The 22,462-nt window shown below is 41.4% G+C and carries 22 protein-coding genes; 14 read left to right on the top strand and 8 right to left on the bottom strand.

What is annotated here, in order from left to right:
- Positions 1–102: 102 nt before the first annotated feature.
- The 6 genes from QL229_RS12455 to QL229_RS12430 all read right to left on the bottom strand — a co-directional run bounded on the left by QL229_RS12455 (position 103) and on the right by QL229_RS12430 (position 8,423).
- Positions 103–3,207, bottom strand: coding sequence for an efflux RND transporter permease subunit (locus QL229_RS12455; protein ID WP_281546949.1), 3,105 nt, complete (start codon positions 3,205–3,207; stop codon positions 103–105).
- Positions 3,204–4,661 (bottom strand): efflux RND transporter periplasmic adaptor subunit, encoded by a 1,458-nt coding sequence (locus tag QL229_RS12450; protein ID WP_281546948.1) that lies wholly within the window; start codon positions 4,659–4,661, stop codon positions 3,204–3,206. Before QL229_RS12450 ends, QL229_RS12455 begins: the two co-directional genes overlap by 4 nt.
- A complete protein-coding gene (locus tag QL229_RS12445) occupies positions 4,654–5,976 on the bottom strand; it encodes a TolC family protein (RefSeq protein WP_281546947.1) in 1,323 nt (440 codons plus the stop codon). The genes QL229_RS12450 and QL229_RS12445 overlap by 8 nt, the downstream gene beginning before the upstream one ends.
- Positions 5,977–6,080: 104 nt before the next feature.
- Positions 6,081–6,434, bottom strand: a complete 354-nt coding sequence (locus tag QL229_RS12440; RefSeq protein ID WP_138556696.1) for a hypothetical protein — start codon at positions 6,432–6,434, stop codon at positions 6,081–6,083.
- 43 nt (positions 6,435–6,477) lie between these two features.
- Positions 6,478–7,092 (bottom strand): paraquat-inducible protein A, encoded by a 615-nt coding sequence (locus QL229_RS12435; protein WP_281546946.1) that lies wholly within the window; start codon positions 7,090–7,092, stop codon positions 6,478–6,480.
- A gap of 53 nt (positions 7,093–7,145) precedes the next feature.
- On the bottom strand, positions 7,146–8,423 hold the full coding sequence (locus QL229_RS12430) for an HDOD domain-containing protein (protein ID WP_240704490.1): 1,278 nt from the start codon (positions 8,421–8,423) through the stop codon (positions 7,146–7,148).
- A 112-nt stretch (positions 8,424–8,535) separates the two neighbouring features.
- On the opposite strand from QL229_RS12430, the gene QL229_RS12425 reads away from it, so the two are divergent.
- From QL229_RS12425 to QL229_RS12415, 3 genes are all read left to right on the top strand, one after another.
- Complete coding sequence (locus QL229_RS12425) at positions 8,536–9,291, top strand: transporter substrate-binding domain-containing protein (protein WP_281546945.1); 756 nt, start codon at positions 8,536–8,538, stop codon at positions 9,289–9,291.
- An 80-nt stretch (positions 9,292–9,371) separates the two neighbouring features.
- The gene (locus tag QL229_RS12420) at positions 9,372–9,938 is read left to right on the top strand and encodes an alkylphosphonate utilization protein (protein WP_135923295.1); all 567 of its coding nucleotides are present in this window, start codon (positions 9,372–9,374) and stop codon (positions 9,936–9,938) included.
- 112 nt (positions 9,939–10,050) lie between these two features.
- The gene (locus QL229_RS12415) at positions 10,051–10,860 is read left to right on the top strand and encodes an META domain-containing protein (RefSeq protein ID WP_138556694.1); all 810 of its coding nucleotides are present in this window, start codon (positions 10,051–10,053) and stop codon (positions 10,858–10,860) included.
- Positions 10,861–10,962: 102 nt separating this feature from the next.
- Here the strand turns inward: QL229_RS12415 and rlmJ are convergent, their stop codons facing one another.
- The gene (rlmJ, locus tag QL229_RS12410; RefSeq protein ID WP_235383130.1) at positions 10,963–11,802 is read right to left on the bottom strand and encodes a 23S rRNA (adenine(2030)-N(6))-methyltransferase RlmJ; all 840 of its coding nucleotides are present in this window, start codon (positions 11,800–11,802) and stop codon (positions 10,963–10,965) included.
- A gap of 230 nt (positions 11,803–12,032) precedes the next feature.
- Between rlmJ and QL229_RS12405 the strand changes: the two genes are divergently transcribed.
- From QL229_RS12405 to QL229_RS12360, 10 genes are all read left to right on the top strand, one after another.
- Positions 12,033–12,263 (top strand): DUF904 domain-containing protein, encoded by a 231-nt coding sequence (locus QL229_RS12405; protein ID WP_130050403.1) that lies wholly within the window; start codon positions 12,033–12,035, stop codon positions 12,261–12,263.
- Positions 12,263–12,550 (top strand): cell division protein ZapA, encoded by a 288-nt coding sequence (locus tag QL229_RS12400; protein WP_135923292.1) that lies wholly within the window; start codon positions 12,263–12,265, stop codon positions 12,548–12,550. The genes QL229_RS12405 and QL229_RS12400 overlap by 1 nt, the downstream gene beginning before the upstream one ends.
- Positions 12,551–12,615: 65 nt before the next feature.
- Complete coding sequence (locus QL229_RS12395; RefSeq protein ID WP_281546944.1) at positions 12,616–13,602, top strand: MBL fold metallo-hydrolase; 987 nt, start codon at positions 12,616–12,618, stop codon at positions 13,600–13,602.
- A 28-nt stretch (positions 13,603–13,630) separates the two neighbouring features.
- On the top strand, positions 13,631–15,130 hold the full coding sequence (locus tag QL229_RS12390; RefSeq protein ID WP_281546943.1) for a LysM peptidoglycan-binding domain-containing protein: 1,500 nt from the start codon (positions 13,631–13,633) through the stop codon (positions 15,128–15,130).
- A 64-nt stretch (positions 15,131–15,194) separates the two neighbouring features.
- On the top strand, positions 15,195–15,683 hold the full coding sequence (locus tag QL229_RS12385; RefSeq protein ID WP_135923289.1) for a peptidylprolyl isomerase: 489 nt from the start codon (positions 15,195–15,197) through the stop codon (positions 15,681–15,683).
- A 9-nt stretch (positions 15,684–15,692) separates the two neighbouring features.
- Positions 15,693–16,418, top strand: coding sequence for an SDR family oxidoreductase (locus tag QL229_RS12380; RefSeq protein WP_135923288.1), 726 nt, complete (start codon positions 15,693–15,695; stop codon positions 16,416–16,418).
- On the top strand, positions 16,415–17,257 hold the full coding sequence (locus QL229_RS12375; protein ID WP_235383132.1) for an amidohydrolase family protein: 843 nt from the start codon (positions 16,415–16,417) through the stop codon (positions 17,255–17,257). The genes QL229_RS12380 and QL229_RS12375 overlap by 4 nt, the downstream gene beginning before the upstream one ends.
- 60 nt (positions 17,258–17,317) lie before the next feature.
- On the top strand, positions 17,318–17,692 hold the full coding sequence (locus QL229_RS12370) for a hypothetical protein (protein WP_281546942.1): 375 nt from the start codon (positions 17,318–17,320) through the stop codon (positions 17,690–17,692).
- Between the two features lie 152 nt (positions 17,693–17,844).
- The gene (locus tag QL229_RS12365; RefSeq protein ID WP_135923286.1) at positions 17,845–18,207 is read left to right on the top strand and encodes a hypothetical protein; all 363 of its coding nucleotides are present in this window, start codon (positions 17,845–17,847) and stop codon (positions 18,205–18,207) included.
- Positions 18,208–18,277: 70 nt separating this feature from the next.
- Positions 18,278–18,757, top strand: coding sequence for a hypothetical protein (locus QL229_RS12360; protein WP_138556689.1), 480 nt, complete (start codon positions 18,278–18,280; stop codon positions 18,755–18,757).
- A 1-nt stretch (position 18,758) separates the two neighbouring features.
- Here the strand turns inward: QL229_RS12360 and QL229_RS12355 are convergent, their stop codons facing one another.
- Positions 18,759–21,323, bottom strand: a complete 2,565-nt coding sequence (locus QL229_RS12355) for a serine/threonine-protein kinase (protein ID WP_281546941.1) — start codon at positions 21,321–21,323, stop codon at positions 18,759–18,761.
- Between the two features lie 120 nt (positions 21,324–21,443).
- On the opposite strand from QL229_RS12355, the gene QL229_RS12350 reads away from it, so the two are divergent.
- A complete protein-coding gene (locus QL229_RS12350; RefSeq protein ID WP_281546940.1) occupies positions 21,444–22,394 on the top strand; it encodes an FHA domain-containing protein in 951 nt (316 codons plus the stop codon).
- Positions 22,395–22,462 lie beyond the last annotated feature (68 nt).

Raw genomic sequence — 22,462 nt, 5'->3', positions numbered from 1 at the left:
AAATCACACCAGTAAAAAACGCTTTAATTATCATAATTTTAAAAATAAAAAGTGTAACTTGTAGCAAGTAAAAGCGTACAAGTTACACACTGACTGTAAAATTTATAGATCTCGTTTACGCCAAATAAAATAAAGCGCAGGTAACACAAGTAGCGTTAAAACAATGGCACTAAGCATCCCGCCAACCATAGGCGCTGCTATTCGGCTCATCACTTCACTACCCGTTCCAGTGCCATAAAGCACCGGCAGTAAACCGATAATAATGGTGGCAACTGTCATCATTACAGGTCTCACCCGAAGGCCCGCACCATTGATGATTGCTTGGCGCAGCTCTGTAACCGTAAATTGTGCTGATTGCGCTTTAGCATCTTGATAAGCTTGGTTGAGATAAACCAGCATGATCACGCCAATTTCCACAGCAACCCCAGCTAAGGCTATAAAGCCGACTCCAACGGCTACCGAGAAGTTAAAACCTTCAAGGTACATCAACCAAATACCCCCAATCATTGCAAGCGGTAAGGTCAACATGATCATTGCTACCTCAGTAAAGCTTCTAAAATTGAGGTATAACAGCACCACAATAATTGCCAAGGTTAATGGCAATACGTAGCTAAGCTTAGCTTTAGCACGCTCCATATACTCATATTGCCCCGCCCAAGTAATTGAGTAACCAGCTGGTAGCTCGAGTTGCTCATGCAGCGCTTGTTGCGCACGCTCAACATAACTGCCGATATCACTGCCTTCAATGTCGATTAAGCTCCAGCCATTAATACGCGCATTTTCACTTTTAATACCCGGCGGGCCATCTTCAATAAAGACATGAGCAACATCAGCCAATGCGATACGCTGTCCATTTGGCGTCACGATCGGTAGCAACTTAAGCTCTTCTGGCGAGTCACGATAATCTTGCGGGTAACGCAAGTTAACAGGGTAACGCTCTTGCCCTTCAACGGTTTCGGTCACATTCATACCGCCGATAGCAGTAGCAACAACCTGTTGTACATCAGCAATATTCAAACCATAACGCGCTGCTTTTTCACGGTTGATATCGACTTTGATGTAGCGACCGCCGGCTACGCGCTCAGAATAAACCGAAGCTGTGCCCGGTAAGTCTTTTAAGATGACTTCAATTTGCTCACCGATTTTTTGAATTTCACTCAGCTTTGGACCAGCAACTTTGATCCCCACAGGCGTTTTAATACCAGTGGCAAGCATGTCGATTCGTGCTTTGATTGGCATAACCCACGCATTGGTAAGCCCTGGGAACTTAACCAGATTATCGAGCTCTTTTTTCAGTTTCTCGGTTGTCATACCCTCGCGCCACTGTGACTTTGGCTTTAACTGAATAAAGGTTTCGATCATGGTAAGCGGCGCAGGATCTGTGGCAGTATCCGCTCGACCTACCTTACCAAACACCGACTCAACCTCTGGCACACTGGCAATTAGCTTATCGGTCTGCTGTAAGATTTCACGGGCCTTACCTATTGAAATACCCGGGTAAGTAGTTGGCATGTACATTAAGTCGCCCTCATCAAGGGGAGGAATAAACTCACTACCAATTTTATTAACTGGGTAAAAACCAATAGCAGCCAAAACCACAGCGAGTAACAGAGTTGTTTTCGGCGCTTTTAATACCGCATTTAATAAGGGTTTATACGCTGCTACCAATAACCGGTTAACAGGGTTTTTCTGCTCCGAAATAACCTTACCGCGAATAAAGTAGCCCATTAGCACCGGCACCAATGTAATGGCTAAACCAGCCGAGGCCGCCATGGCATAGGTTTTTGTATAAGCCAGTGGCGAGAACATACGCCCTTCTTGTGCTTCTAGAATAAACACTGGCATAAAGCTGACGGTGATAATTAATAAACTAAAGAATAACGCGGGCCCTACTTCTGCGGCTGAGTCCATCACGACTTGCCAGCGGTTCTCATCGGTCAGAGGGGTTTTCTCCATATGCTTGTGCATATTTTCTATCATCACGATAGCACCATCTGTCATTGCACCAATAGCAATCGCTATGCCGCCAAGCGACATGATGTTGGCGTTTATACCTTGCCAATACATCACCACAAAAGCCGTTAAAATACCCATTGGCAACGTGATAATGGCTACGATCGATGAGCGTATATGGAATAAAAACACCACACACACTAAGGCCACGACGATTAACTCTTCAATTAACTTTGAACTTAAGTTATCAAGTGCTTGGGTAATAAGGTTTGAACGGTCGTACACTGGAATGATTTCGACGCCCTCTGGCAGTCCTTTTTTGAGCGACTCTAGCTTTTCTTTTACGAGTTTAATGGTTGCTTCGGCGTTTTCTCCAAAGCGCATCACTACCACACCACCAGTTACTTCGCCTTCGCCGTTTAATTCAGCAATACCACGGCGCATTTGTGGCCCAAGCTTTATATCGGCCACATCGCGTAATTGCAGTGGCGTACCATTGGCATTAGTACCCAGCGGAATGGCTTCTAAATCGGCCACACTTTTGATGTAACCTGTGCTCGATACCATGTATTCGGCTTCTGCCATTTCGACCACTGAGGCTCCACGCTCTTGGTTACCTTGCTTAATTGCTGTTTGAATTAAACTTAACGGAATACCATAAGCACGTAATTTATCCGGGTCGACATTCACCTGATACTGCTTAACCATACCACCAACAGAAGCTACTTCTGATACGCCCGGCACAGTTTGCAGCTCAAACTTTAAAAACCAATCTTGCAGGCTTCGTAGCTGGCTAATATCGTGTTTACCGGTTTTATCCACCAGCGCATACAGGTAAATCCAACCTACCCCTGTTGCATCAGGGCCAAGTTCAGGCCTTGCTGAATCAGGTAAGCGAGCACTTACTTGACTTAAATACTCTTGCACCCGACTCCGAGCCCAGTAAAGGTCGGTGTCTTCGTTAAAAATAACGTATACGTAAGAGTCACCAAAAAACGAAAAGCCCCTGACCGTTTCAGCACCCGGCACGGATAACATGGCCGTGGTGATCGGAAACGTTACTTGATCTTGCACCACCTGTGGCGCTTGTCCTGGGTAAGACGTTTTTACAATAACCTGTATATCAGATAAGTCAGGCAAGGCATCAACTGGGGTATTCTTTAAAGAAAAAATCCCAAAGCCCGCCAACATTAAAGACAGCAGTAATACAAAGAAGCGATTACCGACTGACCAACGGATCACGGCTGCTATCATTGCATTTCTCCTTGCATAGGGTGGCTCATGGTCATAATGTCAAAAATCACAAACTCACCATCAACCAGCTTAAAGGTAAAATGCACTTCATCATCGCTTTGCAAACTAGACATATCGATGCGTGGCGAAAAATGAAACTCCATGGTTGCTGCATCTCGCCCCCATTTAGGGATGGCTTCGCGACTGATCACAGCAGTTCGGGCTTCGCGGTCAATGCTGTTGATCACGCCATTGACCATTGCACTATCAGTATCCGGCTCTTGCATACGCATAAAGTCAGAGCTTTTGCTTGATTCTGAGTCTATTAAGAACTGCGCTGAAACCACTACGTTATCGTCTTTCAATAAGCCTGATAAAATTTCGACATCGTGATTATCACTACGACCTAGCGTCACAGCGACTGATTTAAAGCGCCCTTCACCTAAATCAATGACGACACGGTCTTGGCTACCGGTGCGGATCACCGCTTCTTTGGCTATCACTAATTGTGACTCAGTTGGCTTAGTAGTAATACTAACCTCAGCAAACATATTCGGTTTGAGTAAGCCATCTTGGTTAGCAAAGCGTAAACGCACACGCAGGGTACGGTTTTTCTCATCAAGGGTTGGATAAATATAATCGACCTTGCCTTGCCAGCGTTTGCCTGGTAAGTAATCTAAGCTCATGGTAACAGGCAAGCCTTTATGAATTAGCCCTGCTTGACGCTCAAAAACTTCTGCCTCGACCCATACTTCTTCTAGGTGAGCAATACTCATCATAGTTGTGCCTGGTTTCACAAAGAAACCTTCGCGGATATTTAGCTCATCCAGTACGCCACTTTGCTTGGCATAAAAGGTAATGTTTTGCCTAACCTTTTGGCTTTGCTCTAATCGCGCAATAAAATCGTCAGAAACATTCAGTGAGGCCAAGCGTGCTTTTGCCGCACGTATAAGCACTGCATTGTTACGTTTAAGGGCAAGCAGTAGCTCTTCTTGCGCATTCACTAACTGTGGAGAATATAAGGTATAAAGTGGCTCGCCTTGCTTAACTTGGTCACCTGCGGCTTTTACATATAAGGTTTCTATCCAGCCTTCGACACGAGGGTGAATATGCACTAATTGGTCTTGGTCGTATTGCACATAGCCAACCGTATCAACCGTCGTTTGTAATGATTTAAAACGTACAGGCGCCGTTCTTACCCCTAAGTTATTAACGACCGCTGGTGAGATCCTCACAGTACCCGGGCTGTCTTCAGCGCTACTTTGCTCCTCATAAACGGGGACTAATTCCATACCCATTGGTGATAAACCCGGTTCATCACGGCGGTAATTGCTGTCCATAGGCGCCACCCAATATAGCGGCTTTTTCTCAGCGCTTGGCATTTGTGTATGCTCTGGCTCAGCCAATTTATTTACAGCCGTTGCCAATGCTGCACCTACCGCCAAGGCGATAACTAATTTCACTGTGTTATTCATTGCTAGCTCCTTGGCTTTGTACTGCATTTATTTGGTTATCTTTTGCTGCTGCGTAATAGTTAAGGCGAGCGAGGGTTATTTGTTTGTCTATTTCGATATTCAACGCATCAATTTTTGCGTTAAGTTCGCTGATACGTGCACGCATCACTTCTGAAAAGTCACCATCATCGTTGGTGTAAGCATTTAAAGTCGCTTCGGCTTGCTCTGCCATTTGCGGTAATAGCTGCTGTTGATACAGTGCTTTGCGCTGGGCTAGTCGGCTCAACTGGCTAAGCTCTTTAAAATACTGACCTTGCAATTTTTGTAGGGTAATAAGCTTGTTGGTTTTTACTGCCTCTGCACTAGCTATTGCGGCATTGACTTGTTGATCTTGACGGTTATCAGTGAACAGCGGTAAATCAACACTCACCCCTATAGAGAACAAGTCAGCGCGAGAGTCACCCATAGGTGTATCGTCACGATAGCCATAGCCTAGGTTCATACCAAATTGCGGCTTATACGCTTCTTTAGCCACTTGTACTTGGGTGTTTTTAGCACGCATTGCATGATCAATAGCAATAATTGCCGGGTGACTCATCAACACTTCAGTCACCCCAGACGGTGCAAGCTCTTGATAAGGCATTAGTGCAGCCACCTTAGTATTGTCATCGCTCACTGCACCGTTTAGCATTTCAATAGGTAGCCATTGTGCTAGTCGCTTTTTGGCACTATCAAACTGTTGCTCTAACATCACCAGCTTATCTTCAAGCCGAGTCAGCTCTAGCTGAGCGCGAATAATATCCTGCTGGCGAGTTGCGCCAAGTGTATTGGCATAGCTTGCTTCTGTAATATCAATAAGTTGATTAAATAAGGCTTTATCTTGGTTGATCAGTTGAATGCTTTTTTGCGCGCGATAGGCATTTAGCCATGCTTCGCTAACAATGGCTTTAACCTGCGCTTGGCGGTCTGCACGCAGCCAAGGGTATTGCTCAGCTGATTGTTTTAATGCTTGCTGCTGTAGGGCAAGGCTATCACCTCGGCTAAATTGTTGTGACAAGCCCACTTTGAATTGCGTCATACCTTCTTGATCAAAGGCAAAACCATCGGTTGGTAAATTCATGAGTCCAACGGTTAATACTGGATCTGGCAAGGTACCGGCCGCAATGCTTTGCGCTTCTATCGCCTGTTGCTGGTATTTATTTGCCTGTAACCAAGGCTCGTGAGTCAATGCATAATCAATCACCTGATTGAGTGCCAACGGCTCTGCTTTCACTAAACTTGAGGTTACCAATACTGCGCCAAGAGAAAGCGCCTTAATCAATTTGCTGTGAATCATCACATGCTCCAAAAATCTTAAAAATGGTTAAAAAACAATAGATTTTGGTTGCAGGATGAGGTGTATTTCAGCGTTTTGCTAAATTTTAGACAGACCTATCCTGCTTAAGCAGTAATAGGTGGACGATATAAAGAACTTACACGGAAACTAAGCTGGCTGGCGCCTAACACGGTGACTTTTTCTGATTGCTTAATTGATTTAACAACTAAATCATTTAGCGGCAGGAGTGAGTGAGCTGTACAGGCATTGAACGGACACGCACAATCGCTGGTATCCATTACGTCTTCATGGCAACAGTCCATATCACTCATGTCGCTGTCAGCGCTCATAGTAGCATGATGGTCCATTTGCATGCTGGCATGTGGCATATCACATACCATAGCAACAGACGCAACTGACTGACCCACAAAAGTGAGCAGCATCATAGCTATCAATAAGTAGCTTGAAAGTCGCGTCATCATCATACCTTAAAAATTAGTTGCCCAAATTGTAGCCCGAAATTTACGCGCTCGACAAGGGTTTATCTGTTTTAATGCTACTGCTGGCAGCAATAGCAAACAGGCAATAACCAGTAAAATACCAAAATCCATCGCCTAATTCGGCATGCATTTTTATCAGTTCGCCCATTTGTCCATCGGCGTTACCAGCCAAATAAGACACGATTAATGCAATCACAAACACATCAACCATGCTCCATTTACTTAAGCCTTGTATGAGTTGACCGAGTAAATGCTTAAATCTATTCATCGGTAAGAAACAATAAAGCAATTGCATCAGGAGTTTTAAAGTGGGAATAACAATCGAGAACACCGCAACCAGCGCAGCAACAAGGTAGTTTTTGTTATTGGCAAGCTCATTTACTGTGCCCCAAATGCTGCGCGTTTTTTTGTAGGCATCGATTTCGCCTTCAAGCTTATCAAGCCCCAACATGCTTGATGCCATCATTAGTACACTACGCGTATTGCGATCGCCTTCATCGGCAATCATTTCAATACCTGTTTTAGCAAGCTTCGATTTATCTATTTTACCTTCTAAAGTTAAAACAGGTCTCGTCACGCCCGGTATAAGTAAAGCTAACGCCACAATAATCATTACAATGGGGAAAAAAACACGCATATTGATAACCCTTACCTGTAAACATTGCGGGCATCATAGCTAACTTAACGAGATTAGTCTGCAACCGATGCTAAAGTGTCAAACACATTGTCAGCATAGGCACGAGCGTCATACATTGCACGATACACAATATCCATATTCGCTGCTGGACGAATTATCTTTAGTAACTTAGTTGCTGTTTGCCACTGTTCTTTTTCCATAGCTATAACAAGCTGCAAACTGGCTCCTTGCATTCCATCAAACTTAACCAGTGCACTTGTAAGTTCTGCTCCAAGCGAGAACTCTTTAACAACCGCATCAAGCTTTACATCTAAAATAGCGTCCAATACAGACAAAAGACCCACTAAATAACCTTGCTCCGAAAGCTCTTTACCCGCAGGTTCAAGCATCAGTGATATAAATTTAGCACGAGTTAAACCAAGCTTAGTTAACTCTTGCGGTTTATCGTTCCCTAACTCGCTTAGTGCTAATACACGAACAAATTGCCTAATTGCATCTTCACCTAAATAAATAACCGCCTGCGAAATTGAGCGAATTGTCTGTTGTGTACTGCTGGTTCGTGCGTTTACCAGCCTTAAGATTCTAGCTGTTAAGGCAATATCTTTGGCTACACGTTGCTGGATTTGGTCAAAATTTAGAGCCGTTTGAGCAGTGCAGCTGAGTAACTCTAGAACAGCCACTTTTGAAGGCTCCACATTACCAAACCTTAGCAATTCTGGCTTCGCAAAAAAATACCCTTGAAATAAATCACAACCAGCCGCTTTTAATTGTTGAAAATCTTCGTAGCTTTCTACTCTCTCAACAATAACTTTTGCTTTTGGGTAACTGCGTTTAAGCTTTTTAACCGTCATATTGGTTTTAATGATTGGGTCAGCAGCCTCTATTTTTATGAAGTCCATTAATGGCAATACATCTTGCCACTTATCATCACCGTCGTAGTCATCTAATGCAAAAAGGTAACCATCTTGCTTTAATTGTTTAACTCGACCAATAATTTGCGGGATACTTGTCGCACGCTCGACAATTTCTATCACAGCACTGGTTGGCTGCAACAACTTTGGAAAGTCATCTAAAATAGCGTCAGTTGATAAGTTGATAAATGCTGGTTGAAAACCTGTAAGCTTCTCTAACCCCATCAACATCAAGGCATTGAAAAACAATCGACCTGTAGCTTGACCATCACTGGTCCCCACCGGAAAGACATTATCATTTGATTCCCTGTACAATAACTCATAGGCATACAGGTTTCTGTCAGCATTAAATATTGGCTGCCGGGCTATATACTGCGTCATGCTCTGACTTTTGTTACCTTCCATACTTAATTCTGACATTATACATCTCGCTCAGATACTGTCCCCCCACTTTACTCCTGTTCTTAGTATAGTGAAAGCTGAACACCTTGCTAAAAAATAAAAACCCGACCACACTAGGCACATGAAAACGATGTCAAATAATCCATTGCCCCTAATTTACTCGGCTTTCTTAGTTTTATTACTTCTTTCACGGTCTGTACAAGCGGAACAACCACCCGTACTTAAATACAATGTCACGGGGTCTGGAAACTATTTCCCATATTACACAAACGATAAACGTGAACCGGGGATATTGCCTGAAATTATCATGCGAGTTATGCAGCTCGCTGACATACAAGCAAAACATGTAGAGCTGCCAGCCAAACGTACCGTTAAATATCTTCATCTTGGGCACATCGACTTTGATGTAATTAGCCTTGAATGGTTAAGCCAAACCGAAAAGCAAAACCCACAATTTATTTATTCAGATAGCTTATTTACCATTGAAGAATACCTAGTAAGTTTGAAAAGTAATGTGACCAATTGGCAACAACTTGAGGCCATAAAAAATCAACCTGTTGGTACTATACTTGGCTATTATTACTACGACGACAACCACTTTAAACGGGTCGATTTTAGTTCTGAAAAGCAACTTATTGAAGCTCTAAAACTAAAACGTATTGAGGTAGTCATTCTAGATAAACTGCCTGCGCTGTATTGGGCTCAGCAATTTAATGCTGATATCGACTTTGGCGCGCTACACTCGCTTGGTAACCTAAAAATTCGCCTACGTGCTGAACACCAAGCATTGCTACCAAAGATAAATATGGCTATCGATGAGTTAAAACAATCCGCCCGCCTTGATGCCATCATCAACAAATATACGAAAAACATACCCCCACAATAACTAAGGATATTCCGCTTTGGACCTACTTTTGCTATACTGCGCGCTGTTTTTCTTACCTTGTTAACTTAAAAGAGCCTCCTATGAGCATTGAACAAGCCCTTATCGAACGCAGTAATAACCAATGTGAACTTTGTACTAATACAGATAACCTATCTGTTTACGAAGTCCCCCCTGTTACAGAGGCTCATTCAGACAAGTGCATTTATGTGTGCCAAACCTGTAAAGACCAAATTGACAATAGCGCAGAGCTAACAGCAAACCATTGGCACTGCCTAAACGATAGCATGTGGAGTCAAACACCCGCTGTGCAAGTTGTGGCTTATCGCATGTTAAAACGCTTAGCTGCGGATAATGGTTGGGCACAAGACGCGCTAGACATGATTTACCTTGAAGAAGATACCCTTAAATGGGCGCAAATGGCCCTTGCCGAAGAAGATGACATTAAACATATCGATAGCAATGGTGTGGTTCTTCAAGCTGGTGACACCGTTACACTGATTAAAGATCTTGACGTAAAAGGCAGTAGCCTAGTTGCAAAACGAGGCACAGCTGTTAGAAATATCGGCCTGACTAGCAACCCTGAACACATCGAAGGGCGCGTAGAAGGTCAGCGTATTGTTATTCTCACTAAGTACGTGAAAAAATAATACATGAAATAAATGGGCCTTGTGCCCATTTTCAATTAATTAAGCTATGATTAAGTCAGCGAACTTTATGCTTTTCTAATTATTTACATAGTGTAACGCAAGGAAAATAATCATGGCTTCGGATACCTTCTCATCTTTAAAAAACGCCTCTATTTGTAGTCTTATGCTGTTAGGTAGCAGCGTTGTATTAACGGGTTGTGGGGACAATTCTAGTACCCAACAAGCAGAGCAATCTACAATGAAAACTCTTACTACTGAGGTTACTTACTTAGACCGCAGCATGTTACCACCAGGCTCAGTACTAAAGGTGCAACTTGCTGATGTTTCAAAAATGGACGCAAAAGCTGATGTAATCAGCGAGCAAGAGATTGAACTAAATGGTGCACCACCTTACACTGTGGCTCTTGAATATGATGATAGTAAAATCGTTGATCGTCACCGTTACAGCGTAAGTGCTCGCATCGAAAACCAAGGTAAATTGCTTTATATAAGCACGACTCATAACAATCCATTTGTCGAAGATGAAACTGCTGAGGTTTATAAAGTAACCGTTTCTAAAGTATCTGCTAAAAAGCCAGATGTTACTTTGGTAAACACTTACTGGAAAGCTATCACCATTAATGATGAAGCAGTGACGGTCGAAACCAAAGAGCCTTTTATTCAATTCAAAGAAGATGGCTCAACCAATGGTTTCTTGGGCTGCAATAATTTCTCTGGTAGCTATGAAGTCAGTGGCCAAACTCTGACCTTTAACCCATTAGCAAGCACCGAAAAAATGTGTATTTCGCAAATGGATATAGAAGCAGCTATGTCTGCAGCTTTAGCTGCGACTGCTCAATTTACAATAAATGGTGAAAAGCTCATATTGCTTGATGATAGTAGCGAACCTGTTGCTACCTTTGCAGCCACTTATATGAACTAAATAAAGCAACCTAAACTTTATATAAACAACTATAAAGATAAATTTAGGCAACGCATAAAAAAGCCCAACAGTGATTGTTGGGCTTTTTATATGGAAAACAATTTACTCTTCAACTAACTGTTCACTGCGATAAAAACCACTGCTATCACTCAGTAATGAAACAAGTTCTGGTAATACCGCATCCATTGTTTGCTTTAATTTCCATGGCGGGTTGATCACTATCATACCCGATGCTGTCATGCCATGAACGTCGGTATCGGCCTCAGTTGCTAATTCGAAAAGTTGAATATTACGCATACCCGACGCAATTAATCCTGCTTCCATTCTATCGATTCGTTCACGGTCGACTACCGGATACCAAATCATATATGTGCCTGTTGCGAAACGTTTATGTGCTTTGACAAGCGTTTTTACAACAGTGTCATAGTCATCTTTAATTTCATATGGAGGGTCAATCAATACACACGCACGCCGAGAGGCTGGTGGTAACAAGCCTACCAAGCCTTGAAAACCATTTTCGCCACGCACGCGAATTGAACGCTTTCCTTTCATGTTGTCTTGCAAAAGCTGTAAGTCGCGTGGATGTAATTCAAAAAACCAACCATTATCTTGGCGGCGTAGGAAGTGCTCTGCAATTTTCGGTGAGCCTGGGTAAAAATCTAAATTACCATTTTCATTAAACAACTTAATAAGCTCAATATAGTCATTTAGTTCCGCATGTTCACTACGGTGATGCCAAAGCTTGGCGATGCCATCTAAATATTCTTGTGTTTTTTGTGCATCACTACCAGCCAGTTCAAAAAAACCTGCACCAGAATGCGTATCCACATAATCGAGTGGCTTATCTTTGATAGTTTGGTATTTAAGTACTTCAGCTAAAACAAGGTGTTTTAAAACATCGGCAGGATTGCCCGCATGGAAAGAATGTCGATAACTAAGCATATTTATAAGTCGCCAGATGCAAAAGCTGCATTAAAAATGAATAGTCATATTGTACATGATAAACAGAAAATGTGGCGCTTCAGTGAACCATAAATGAATAAAAAAGCCATTACACTGAATTACGCCTTAATAATAAATAAAAATCTGCTAAAACAGCCGTAAATGCTGGCATATCAAGGCACTTTCCTTTACATTTGCATGACAATAATCACAGTTTTATGAGCGCATTTATGAATAACGAAACTCTTTCCCAACTCGAACAACTGATCGACAAATTAATCCTTCGCAACAGTGAACTTGAAAGCGAAGTTAAAAGCTTACAAGAACAAACAGCAAAACTGTTAGATGAAAACGAAACTCTGCAACTTGAAGTTCTCGAAAACGAAGAGAAACAAAAAGATGCTAGCAGTACACTTACCGGTCTGCTTGAGAAATTACAAAGCGTTCAACAGGCTAGCTAATGAGCTCCCCACAAAGTCAGCGAGTCACTGTCGAGCTACTGGGTAAGGAACATGAATTCTCTTGCCCACAAGGGCAAGAGCATGCCCTTATAGCCGCAGCTCAAAATTTAAATGACTTGGTGGAGCAAATGAAACAACGCTCAACAGTTCGTAATGAACAAAACGCTTTGCTAATGGCTGCATTACATTTAAGTCATGAATTGCTTGAAGTGAAATCGCAACAAGCAAAACAAGAACAGCAACATGACAGTTTAATTGATAAACTCAGCCAACATCTCGATCCCTAAAAAGCGCACACAGCGCTTTTTTTGTTTACAATCGATCATATTCACTCATATTCGAGCAAATAAATATGCGAATTGCTGCTGCATTACTTTTTTTATTTACTGGGTTAAACGCACAAGCAAATGTTAGCTGGCATACAATCACGCCTGAAATTCAATTTTTAAAACAACAAAGTAAGTTACGCTTTTATGATTCAAACCAAGTGCTCATTGAAGGAAAAAAATGTGCTTTGATGGTAGATGCAAGTGGTAACTTTGCAGAAGTTGAAAGCCTTGCCAAGCAATTAAAACAACGTTTAAAAACCCCCTTGTGTTATCTAGTGGCGAGTCATTTTCACGATGACCACTTGTTAGGGTTAGCCGTATTACAAGCTGAATTTCCTGATGCCAAACTAATTGTACATCAGCAAGTGGCTAGTGAATTTGCAGCAATGCAACAAGCATTAAAAGATAAACTAGATGGTTATGAAAAAAGTATTGAGCTTAGCTACCAACGCTTGGCGAATCAGCCTGAAGATCAGCAAACTATTTGGCGCGACAAATTAACCCTTGCTAAACAACGTTTATTTCGTTGGCGAGAGCTTAGTTTAAACCCACCAGCGATAAGCGTATCAAAGCAGACTAGTCTTGAATTAGGTCACTACCCTATTACATTAACGCCTTATCGGGCTCACACTCAAGGTGACTTAACCATTACCGCTGATCATGGCAGAGTGTTAGTTGGCGCAGATATCGTTGATAGCTTACCCTACCCTGGTCATGGCGAATTAGAAAACTGGCTAACAACGCTCAAAAAAATTCACAATAATACTGAGCTCGTGACTATTTTACCCGGCCATGGCGAACAGCTAAATACAGCTGAACTAGCTAAACCAATCGCATTTTTAAACGCAATTATTACCCTTACAAAAGCGCAGCCCGATAAATCGGTTGAGGAGTTAATTGAGCTTTTTCCTGAACAGATCAAACAGCAATATCAGCTTGATGAAATTGGTAATCGGGCATTCACTATGTTTCTAGAAGCTGGACTTAAGAAGGCCAAATTGTCAAAATAGCGCTAAAATAATAAAAGGATTTTATTATATGGCTCGTATAAAATTGAAATACATACTTTTGCTGAGCTTTATTATTGGCTTACAAGGATGCCAACTTACTCAGCAAGACACTGCTCAGGAACACTCAGAGCGGCCAGTTATCTTCAGCCACTATGAACCTGACTTAGCCCCCCAACTCGAAGCAAACGAGTTTATTGTGGCGACGCCCCAAATAAAGGTGTCACCAAAAGAGCCTGTGCCAGTAAATAATACTCCATTACCAACTGCACGTGCCGAAGAGTTATGGCAACACATTGCGAATAATTTAAGCCTTGTTTTCCAAACCAATGCACATACCACCGCTCGTCTTAAATGGTATTTAGCACAACCTAATTACTTACTGAAAGTAAACAAACGTGCTGCACCCTATCTGTATCATATTGTCCGCCGTGTAGAGCAACAAAAGTTACCAATGGAGTTGGCATTATTACCTTTTGTAGAAAGTGACTTCAGGCCTACAATTCGCTCATCAGAACATGCCGTAGGGGTGTGGCAATTAGTTGGAGCAACCGCCTATCACTTTGGCATACAAAGCGATCAATGGTATGACGGTCGTCAAGATGTATTAGCCTCAACTGATGCTGCTTTGGCCTATCTACGTTACTTACATAAACGGTTTGATGGTAACTGGCTGCATGCTTTAGCAGCTTACAATAGTGGCGAAGGCAGAGTAAAAAAAGCCATAGCAAAAAACAAACACTTGGGTAAAAAAACAGATTATTGGTCTCTTTCATTACCTCAAGAAACTGCCGACTATATCCCAAAGTTAATGGCACTGAGTTATTTACTAAAACATCCTGAACTCGGCCTTAAGCGCCCAAGGCTAGCAAATAAAGCACTGACTACTGAGTTTAATATCGGCCAGCAGTTCGATTTTTCAGTTATTGCTAGTTTGTCAGGGGTGGGGCGTAAACAGCTACACAAATTGAACCCTGGTTATTTAAAAAACCAAAGCTCTCCAAACGGCCCCCATACCTTACTCCTGCCTGTCGAGCAACAAACCTTGTTGCAAAGTAAGCTATTTAGAAATAATTTTGCTGGAGAGTACACGGTACAAAAAGGTGATACGTTATACAGCATCGCCACCCGCTTTGGTATGCAAGTAGCTGATTTAAAAAAGATGAATAACAAGTCTTCGAACTTAATTAAAATTGGCGAGCAGTTGAGTTTAACAAAGCCTCACACCATGCCAAAATCACTCATCGTGGATTACGATATTAGTCCTTACTTAGAGCAACAAGAAGATGTGGTATCAACTATTGCAGTTAATTACCAAGTAAAACCTGGGGACTCTATTTGGAGTATCAGTCAGCTTTACGATGTTCCTCACAAAGATGTTGCAAAGTGGAATAAACTAACCGCCACCAGCATAATTAAACCTGGCACCATACTCACTTTGCACTTGCCACAAATAATGCAGCCCGAGCCGCAAGCATCAGCCAGCGAAGTAATGTTATCTGGTATTGAAAGCTCATTGAAAAAGCCTTGATTGCTCAGCCAAAGCGCTTAGCGTAAAATCAACGCTTATATTTTAAATTCTAAAGAGTAATAACATGCAAATCAGTAAAGACGCAGTGGTTGAGTTTCACTACACTTTGAGTGAAGCGGGCGAGCAAATTGAATCTAGCAAAGATGGCGAGCCACTTTCATATATCCATGGCACTGAAGGCATGCTTCCGGGTCTTGAAAAAGCGCTTGAAGGAAAAACTACTGGCGATAACTTCAGCGTAACACTTGAGCCTAGCGAATCTTACGGCGAACGCGTTGATGATCTGATCCAACGTATTCCACTTAAGCACTTACAAGGCAACACAAAAGTGTGGAAGCCAGGTATGACTGCTATTGTTCATTCAAACCAAGGTCGTCATCAAGTAACGATCGTTAAAGTAGGTCGTTTCAATGCAGATTGTGACTTAAACCACCCATTTGCTGGTAAAACACTGACTTTTGACGTTGAAGTGCTTAATGTTCGCCAAGCAACAGCCGAAGAGTTATCACACGGTCATGTGCACGGTGAAGGCGGCTGTGGCCACAGCCACTAAGGGTAAATGATGACAAACGTTGCAATTGTCACAGGCGGCAGTAAAGGTATTGGCAAAGCGATTGTTGAGCGTTTAGAGCGTGAAGCTTACACCGTTTATAATTTAGATATCACCCCATCTGAGGGCAATTATCGCCACTGTGACGTTAGTGATATTCAGCAGGTGAAGTCGGTTATCGCCGATATCATTGCCGAGACGGGTCGCGTTGATGCCTTAGTATCCAATGCAGGTCGTCATTTGAGTGCCAACATTGAAAACACTGATGAAGCAACGTTTGATGCCCTGTTTGCGCTCAATGTAAAAGGTGCTTATGCTGCAATTCAAGCCGTATTACCTAGCATGAAAAGCCAGCAAGGTGGCAGCATTGTATTGGTTGCTTCTGATCAGGCAATTATTGGCAAACCAAATTCGTTTGCTTATAACCTAACCAAGCATGCACTGGCTTCAATGGCAAAAACCACAGCACTGGATTATGCCGCGTTTAACATTCGTGCTAACGCGGTTTGTCCGGGCACGATAGAAACGCCGCTTTTCCATAATGCGATTGATGCATATTGTCAGCAAAGTGGTGCCAACAAAGCTGAGGTTGTTGCTGAAGAAGCTGCGCTGCAACCTTTAGGTCGCTTAGGGCAACCAGAAGAAATTGCCGCTTTGGTGAACTTTTTAATCAGTCCTGAAGCGAGCTTTATCACTGGTAGCTTGCAAAGCATTGATGGTGGATACACCACACAATGAGCGACAAGATTATTGACCCCCATGTGCACTTTTTTAACCTCACTGAGGGTCAATATACTTGGCTTCAAGGCAACACTCCTCCTGCTTGGCCAAACCTCGATAAAATTAAAGCGCAAACAACCGCTGCAGAGCTTAAAGCAGCGTGTCCATTTCAACTAGAAGCACTGGTGCATATTGAAGCAGGCTTCGACAACCAAGCGCCGGTCAATGAGCTTAACTGGCTTAGCAAACACTTGAAAAGTATGCCCTATAAAGCAATTAGCTTTAGCGCCATTAATGCTCCTAGCAATCAGTTTATCGCTGCAATGTCAGCCTTAGAGCAACCTCAACTTGCTGGCATTCGTGATATAACCGAAGGGAGTGACTCAATGCGTTTATTAGACCCGCATTGCCAAGAGAACCTTGCTTATCTTGCTAGTAAACACTTAATATTTGAAGCTCAGTTCGAGATTGAAAATCAACAGGTAACCGAACAGTTACTGCATTACTGTCGTGCTATTCCTAAATTACAGGTGGTTATAAATCATTTAGGCTTTATTAATAATGAGCAAAACTGGCTACGTGCGATTATAAAATTAAGTCGCTGCGATAATATCGTGATTAAGTTTTCTGGTTTAGAATTTACAACGCTCGCGGCCAATAAGCACCGCTGGTTACTGGATCAACTGTTAAACTATTTTGGTGAACATCGAATCATGTTTGCCAGTAACTTCCCTGTTTGCCAAATCAATACCAGCTATGAGCAATGTTGGCAGCATTATTTTTCATTGTGTAAACAGTACAATGTATGGCAACAACTCAGTTTTAAAAATGCCCGTGCAATCTATCTAATTGATTAGAAGCTGACTATATTCAATATGATAACCTTTATTAGGCACTGTAAACTTAATGGAGCTATGATGAGAGCCCATCTAACCTGTATCTTGCTACTTAGTGTTTTGTTTGGCTGTAGTTCACATACCCAACAACCAACCCCTAAACTTCAACACGCACGCGTTACTGAGCCACAAAGCACCTTAATAGCACAAGGCATTTCAAGGTTAATGCACAGTAAGCCTATTCAGGTATCCGACGAGGCATTTATCAATAGCAGCATACTTGTCATCGAAAGCTTGAATGGCGTTGATATACAAGGGAATCCACTCAGCGGTTCAGATCCAAATATACCAGAACGCTTTGAGCTGTTAATTAAAAACCAAATCTGCTTTGTTCGCCATTTAGATAGTAAAGCAACCGAGCCACTGCCTTTGGTAAAATGCAAACCAATCAATTGATATTAAAACAAAATACCATCATGTAATAATCTGTAATAACAAGCTGTAATAGAACTACCTATCCTTTTCCTTGCACAAACAGGCAAACAGCAAATTACCTATTTAGAGATTTGTTTGTTGCCACTTCAAAATTATGCAAGGAGAATTTGACTATGTGTGACAGCGATAAAAATACCAACTTAGTACCCGATCTAACCAAAGATCATTCTATTAGTTTAGCGACCAGCGAGACGGCAGCTAATCAACCTCTTGAGTTTCATCCATCCACGTTAGCCGCACAGATTTCAGCGTGCGTTGGCGCCAGTTATGAAAATGGCAAAATTTGCGTTAATTTTCCAGTAGTCGGCAATATCTGTTTTTCAGTGAGTTTACCAATTCCAAGCGGTACATCGGTTAAAGTATGTATGCAAACGTGTGGATTTCGCTTTGGTGTTCCTCCATTTAATGGAATTAAAGCAACGGTATACGCAAATAATAGTCCGCTATGGAGCGGCACAATTTGGGGTTCTTGTTAAACAACCTATAGTTATAGCTGCTTATGAATTAAATAAGCAGCTCCTCAATTAGAAAACAGGATTTTATATCATGAACGATCTTAGCTTTTTTGTTATTCCCAATGACAACGGCCCATGGGAAATCACTTCTCAGTCTGGCGCGAGTGCCGAAGAAATTAAAATTAACTACAAAGATCTACTTGCAGGTGACAGCCTGAACCTCTATTACGAACTTGCTAAAGAATCCGATTGGAGTTTCGCCGAAAATGGCAGTTACTTCTCTGATGCTAAAGACAATTTCAACTATCAACTCAACAGTATTGTCGCAAATAATGGCAAAGCATTGGTTGTCACTATTTCGAACATTTTACCTCATCAAGCATTATCAAAAGAGCTAGCAAAATTATTAGCTAACAGTCCAAATAAGGCTATTGCAGGACAATTAGATCAAAAAGCAAATTATGAGATCAATTTTCGACTAATTGCCAAAAGAGATGGAGACATTAACTCGCTTATGCGTTACTTCTCTCAAGATCCTCGTGTCATCATTGAGGACATGGAGCCAACCTAATTTATAAATGCGCAGAGTCTATCTCTGCGCTTTTATTATGATTACATAAAAATAAATAATGAGACTGACCAATTAAAGTGGCGAGTTTACGCTCGGAACATAACGGTTTAAACCAACCTAAGCGATAAAAAACTGGGCTCCAGCCCAGCTTAATGCTTTGATCTATTGACGCTAGCGCTGAGTATTTTTCATTTAGTACACTTTGCAGTATTGCTTTAACAAAATATGCTTCTGCCAGATCAGGTTGCGCAATTAATACCTGCTCAATTTGATTCATAGCATATTGATTTTGCTCTAGATGAATCAATACCTGCGCTTTTTCTAATTGTTCAGCAATATTCTTTGGCGAAGCATCAAGGCGCTTATTAATTCTTGCATATAAGGAGAGTGCCTCAGCAGTCTGGCCCTTTAAATAAAGTAAGTCAGCGTAATTTAGCTGCAAGGTAGATGTTTCTGACGCTAATAGCATAGCTCGATTCGCAAATATTAATGCCTCATCTAACTCGCCTTGCAAGGAGAGAACGATAGAGTAATTACTAAGTATAGAAGGGCTCTGCTGCCCTGAATCAATTAATTTTTGATAATGTTGTTGCGCCTCTTTTAATTCTCCAGATAACAATGAAATATCAGCCAATGTTTTTAGCGTCACAATATCCGAAGGGTTGTAGCGTAAAACCTCTTTTAAATAAGTGGCAGCTTCAGCACGATGTCCTTGAGTGAGGTAAGCAATCGCTAAATTTCTTGTTGCGAGCAAAGTTGGTCTAAGTGTGTATGCATTGCGAGCATGCGTTAATGCGCTTTCTAGATCGCCAATTCGATTATAGTAAACAGCTAAAATACTCTGCTTTTGATATGCCTCTAATGATGAGTTTTGAATTCGCTTAATAACCTTGTAAGCTTTACTTTGCTCACCTGCGTGTTGATATATTTCCAACAAATCAATTAAGTAAGCAGGGCTTTCACGATAAGATTCGGGTGAATTATCTAGCTGAGTTTGTAGCTCTTTTATAAGCGCAATATTTTGCGTCATCTTATAAAGTCGCAACATAATTTTTCGATAAAGCGGGTAAAGAGGTTTAAAATCAGCACGCTGAAAAAGCAACGACTCTGCTATTGATTTCTCTACTTTAGAGCTTTCCAAGTTATTGGCAACGAGTGCCACAAGTGACACATATTTATCAACAAATTCATCAGACAAGGATAACCGACTGTGCTCAGCAACCTTTACATCAAGCAAGCTCTGCACCGAAGAAAGTGCCGAATTGTATATATTTAGATAGTTTTCTTTATCTGTCGCGGTACGATATTTACTCACTACTGTGGCATTTTGATCAAGCTGACTCAAACTAAAATCACACGACAAAGGATTGCAGTCTAGTTTTGGTACTAATAACTTTGATGCACCGAGTGCACTTGCCAACCCGCTCAAACTAGCTTCTTTTCCCAATACGTTTTGTGTTTGTTTAATTTCTTGTTCTGAAATCAAAGCATAATGCCGACTCTCTAACAATAACTCAGTTACTGCGTCAGTGACTCCCAAGTTAAGTAACCTCTTTTGTGTTTCTGTCACTTCGCTTGTCGATGTAAAATCAATTGGTAAAAGCGCAATATACTCCTTCGTTTGCATCGCCAAATAAGCCCAAATCAGCAAACCAAAACACACTGTAAAGCCGATTAAGTACATAAGCCTTTTATCAACTAGGGGGACGCTTTGCTGCTTTTCGATATCTTTCACTTCAACAGTAGGGCAATCAAAACTGAGCGTTGCTAAAATACTTTTAAACTGTGCAGCTACCAAGCCCGCACTTGTTGGTCTATTTTCTGGTTTAAAGGCCAATAGCTTTTTAATTAGTACTGCCAAATCGGGTGATATAGTATAAATAGATTCATAATTTGCACGGCAAGGGGATGATTTTATTGCTGCAGCAATATCTTGATCTGCTGTACTTTTAGCTTGATTTATATAAGCATGAACATCACTAAATAGTTGATATGCCATTAACCCCAATGAAAATAGATCGCTGCGAAAATCTAATGTCTCGTTATTAAGTTGTTCTGGTGACATTGCTTTCAAACTACCAAAACTTGTAGTCTGTGTGTTTATGTCTTTGTGCTTTATTTTTGAAATACCAAAGTCTGCAATTTTCACTGCACCATTTTCACTGATCAATACATTGGCGGGCTTTAAATCGAGATGCAGAATCTCTTTTTCATGAATACCTGCTAAGCCATCACAAATATGCGAAAGTATATCTATTTTCTCAGTTATACTGAGCTGCCGCTCTTTTATTAGATGTGCAAGTGTGGTCCCTTTAACGTATTCCATTTCTAATAAAACCTGTTCATCCTCATGAAGGATTCTATAGAGCTGCACGATATTTGGGTGATTAAAGCTTGCAATGAGCTGTGCTTCGTTTATGGCACGTTGAACATTGTCACTCTTTAGCTTCATGACTTTAAGTACAACTTGCCTGTTCAGTTGCACGTCTGTCGCAAGGTATATTGTGCTCATCCCTCCTTGCGCCAGTACTTGTACCTGTTTATAGTAATCCTTTAATAAAAACACAAACAACTCGGTCAGTTAAGTGCATATTTATTAGTTTAGCTCCCAATGTTAATTAAAAGCAAAATAAATGATAATAAAATGCTAATATAAAATAATTTCTCCATATATAAGGATGTATTTATGGCATTACTTACCTGTAAAGACTCTGGTAAAAGCATTTATTTACGCGACTTCCATCGCTTTGGCCGTTTAGCTCATTCTGTAGATACACTATTAAATTATCCAGAAATCACTCGGATACATGCTGTGATTGAGTGGGTTGAGCCACATTGGTACATTCGTGATTTGAGTAAAAATGGCGTGTGGCTTAATGGTAGAAAGCTTGAAAAACACAGCAAATCTCAATTAGCTTTAAATGATAAAATCAGCTTTTCTGAACTTAATAAGGTAACTTATCAATTAACCTCAATTGAGTCACCGAAGGATCTTTTATTACCCGTTGCTAATGATTCGCTTGATGCTATTGTACTGGAACGATATCACTTTCTGCCTAACAACCACGACCCCGTAATAATCGTCTACTTTGATCCTCACAATTACATGTGGTGCTACGAAAGTACCGATGATCACCAGGTCTCTCCCCTCGAAGAAGGTCAAACCATAGCTATCGACGGTCAACAGTGGCAGTTGTTTAAAGCTGAAATGACCTCACAAGAAAACACGATTGACCTAAGCCCTATCTCCACCAATGATTTAGAATTTATCTTCAGCTTAAGCTTAGACGAAGAACAAACTGAGTTAAAAGTGAAGCACAATGATGGACTACAAGACTTTGATGTACGCTCGCATCATTACCTCACCGTGTTATTAGCGCGCTATAAACTAGCAGATATTAAAAATAAATTTGCACCCGAGGTGCAAGGCTGGGTGCAAGTAAAAAAACTAGCCCGCGATTTAGGTATTAATGAATGCCATGTCAATATTCAAATCCACCGTGCTCGTAAGCAATTTATTGAATCATTTAATAATATGTCAGCAGATACACTTATTGAACGTAAGCGAGGAAAAGTTCGCTTTGGTGGTGAGCATTATGTGATTTACAAAGGACAGACATGTGAATCAACAGAGTAGCCTGATAAATCGGCTGTTGTATCACAGTTGCAAGGCGATGACAGCAGTAAAAGTAGATATAAAAAAAG

Source organism: Pseudoalteromonas sp. PAR1, assembly GCF_947311895.1.
Classification (GTDB): Bacteria; Pseudomonadota; Gammaproteobacteria; order Enterobacterales; family Alteromonadaceae; genus Pseudoalteromonas; species Pseudoalteromonas lipolytica_C.
Note: the sequence above shows the minus strand (reverse complement) of the source record. Positions and strands in the feature narration are given on the sequence as shown.

Bases quoted from the DNA above. Each gene is read 5' to 3' on its own strand.
- QL229_RS12455 (WP_281546949.1), bottom strand. From the start codon at position 3,207: ATGATAGCAGCCGTGATCCGTTGGTCAGTCGGTAATCGCTTCTTTGTA.
- QL229_RS12450 (WP_281546948.1), bottom strand. From the start codon at position 4,661: ATGAATAACACAGTGAAATTAGTTATCGCCTTGGCGGTAGGTGCAGCA.
- QL229_RS12445 (WP_281546947.1), bottom strand. From the start codon at position 5,976: ATGATTCACAGCAAATTGATTAAGGCGCTTTCTCTTGGCGCAGTATTG.
- QL229_RS12440 (WP_138556696.1), bottom strand. From the start codon at position 6,434: ATGACGCGACTTTCAAGCTACTTATTGATAGCTATGATGCTGCTCACT.
- QL229_RS12435 (WP_281546946.1), bottom strand. From the start codon at position 7,092: ATGCGTGTTTTTTTCCCCATTGTAATGATTATTGTGGCGTTAGCTTTA.
- QL229_RS12430 (WP_240704490.1), bottom strand. From the start codon at position 8,423: ATGTCAGAATTAAGTATGGAAGGTAACAAAAGTCAGAGCATGACGCAG.
- QL229_RS12425 (WP_281546945.1), top strand. From the start codon at position 8,536: ATGTCAAATAATCCATTGCCCCTAATTTACTCGGCTTTCTTAGTTTTA.
- QL229_RS12420 (WP_135923295.1), top strand. From the start codon at position 9,372: ATGAGCATTGAACAAGCCCTTATCGAACGCAGTAATAACCAATGTGAA.
- QL229_RS12415 (WP_138556694.1), top strand. From the start codon at position 10,051: ATGGCTTCGGATACCTTCTCATCTTTAAAAAACGCCTCTATTTGTAGT.
- rlmJ (WP_235383130.1), bottom strand. From the start codon at position 11,802: ATGCTTAGTTATCGACATTCTTTCCATGCGGGCAATCCTGCCGATGTT.
- QL229_RS12405 (WP_130050403.1), top strand. From the start codon at position 12,033: ATGAATAACGAAACTCTTTCCCAACTCGAACAACTGATCGACAAATTA.
- QL229_RS12400 (WP_135923292.1), top strand. From the start codon at position 12,263: ATGAGCTCCCCACAAAGTCAGCGAGTCACTGTCGAGCTACTGGGTAAG.
- QL229_RS12395 (WP_281546944.1), top strand. From the start codon at position 12,616: ATGCGAATTGCTGCTGCATTACTTTTTTTATTTACTGGGTTAAACGCA.
- QL229_RS12390 (WP_281546943.1), top strand. From the start codon at position 13,631: ATGGCTCGTATAAAATTGAAATACATACTTTTGCTGAGCTTTATTATT.
- QL229_RS12385 (WP_135923289.1), top strand. From the start codon at position 15,195: ATGCAAATCAGTAAAGACGCAGTGGTTGAGTTTCACTACACTTTGAGT.
- QL229_RS12380 (WP_135923288.1), top strand. From the start codon at position 15,693: ATGACAAACGTTGCAATTGTCACAGGCGGCAGTAAAGGTATTGGCAAA.
- QL229_RS12375 (WP_235383132.1), top strand. From the start codon at position 16,415: ATGAGCGACAAGATTATTGACCCCCATGTGCACTTTTTTAACCTCACT.
- QL229_RS12370 (WP_281546942.1), top strand. From the start codon at position 17,318: ATGAGAGCCCATCTAACCTGTATCTTGCTACTTAGTGTTTTGTTTGGC.
- QL229_RS12365 (WP_135923286.1), top strand. From the start codon at position 17,845: ATGTGTGACAGCGATAAAAATACCAACTTAGTACCCGATCTAACCAAA.
- QL229_RS12360 (WP_138556689.1), top strand. From the start codon at position 18,278: ATGAACGATCTTAGCTTTTTTGTTATTCCCAATGACAACGGCCCATGG.
- QL229_RS12350 (WP_281546940.1), top strand. From the start codon at position 21,444: ATGGCATTACTTACCTGTAAAGACTCTGGTAAAAGCATTTATTTACGC.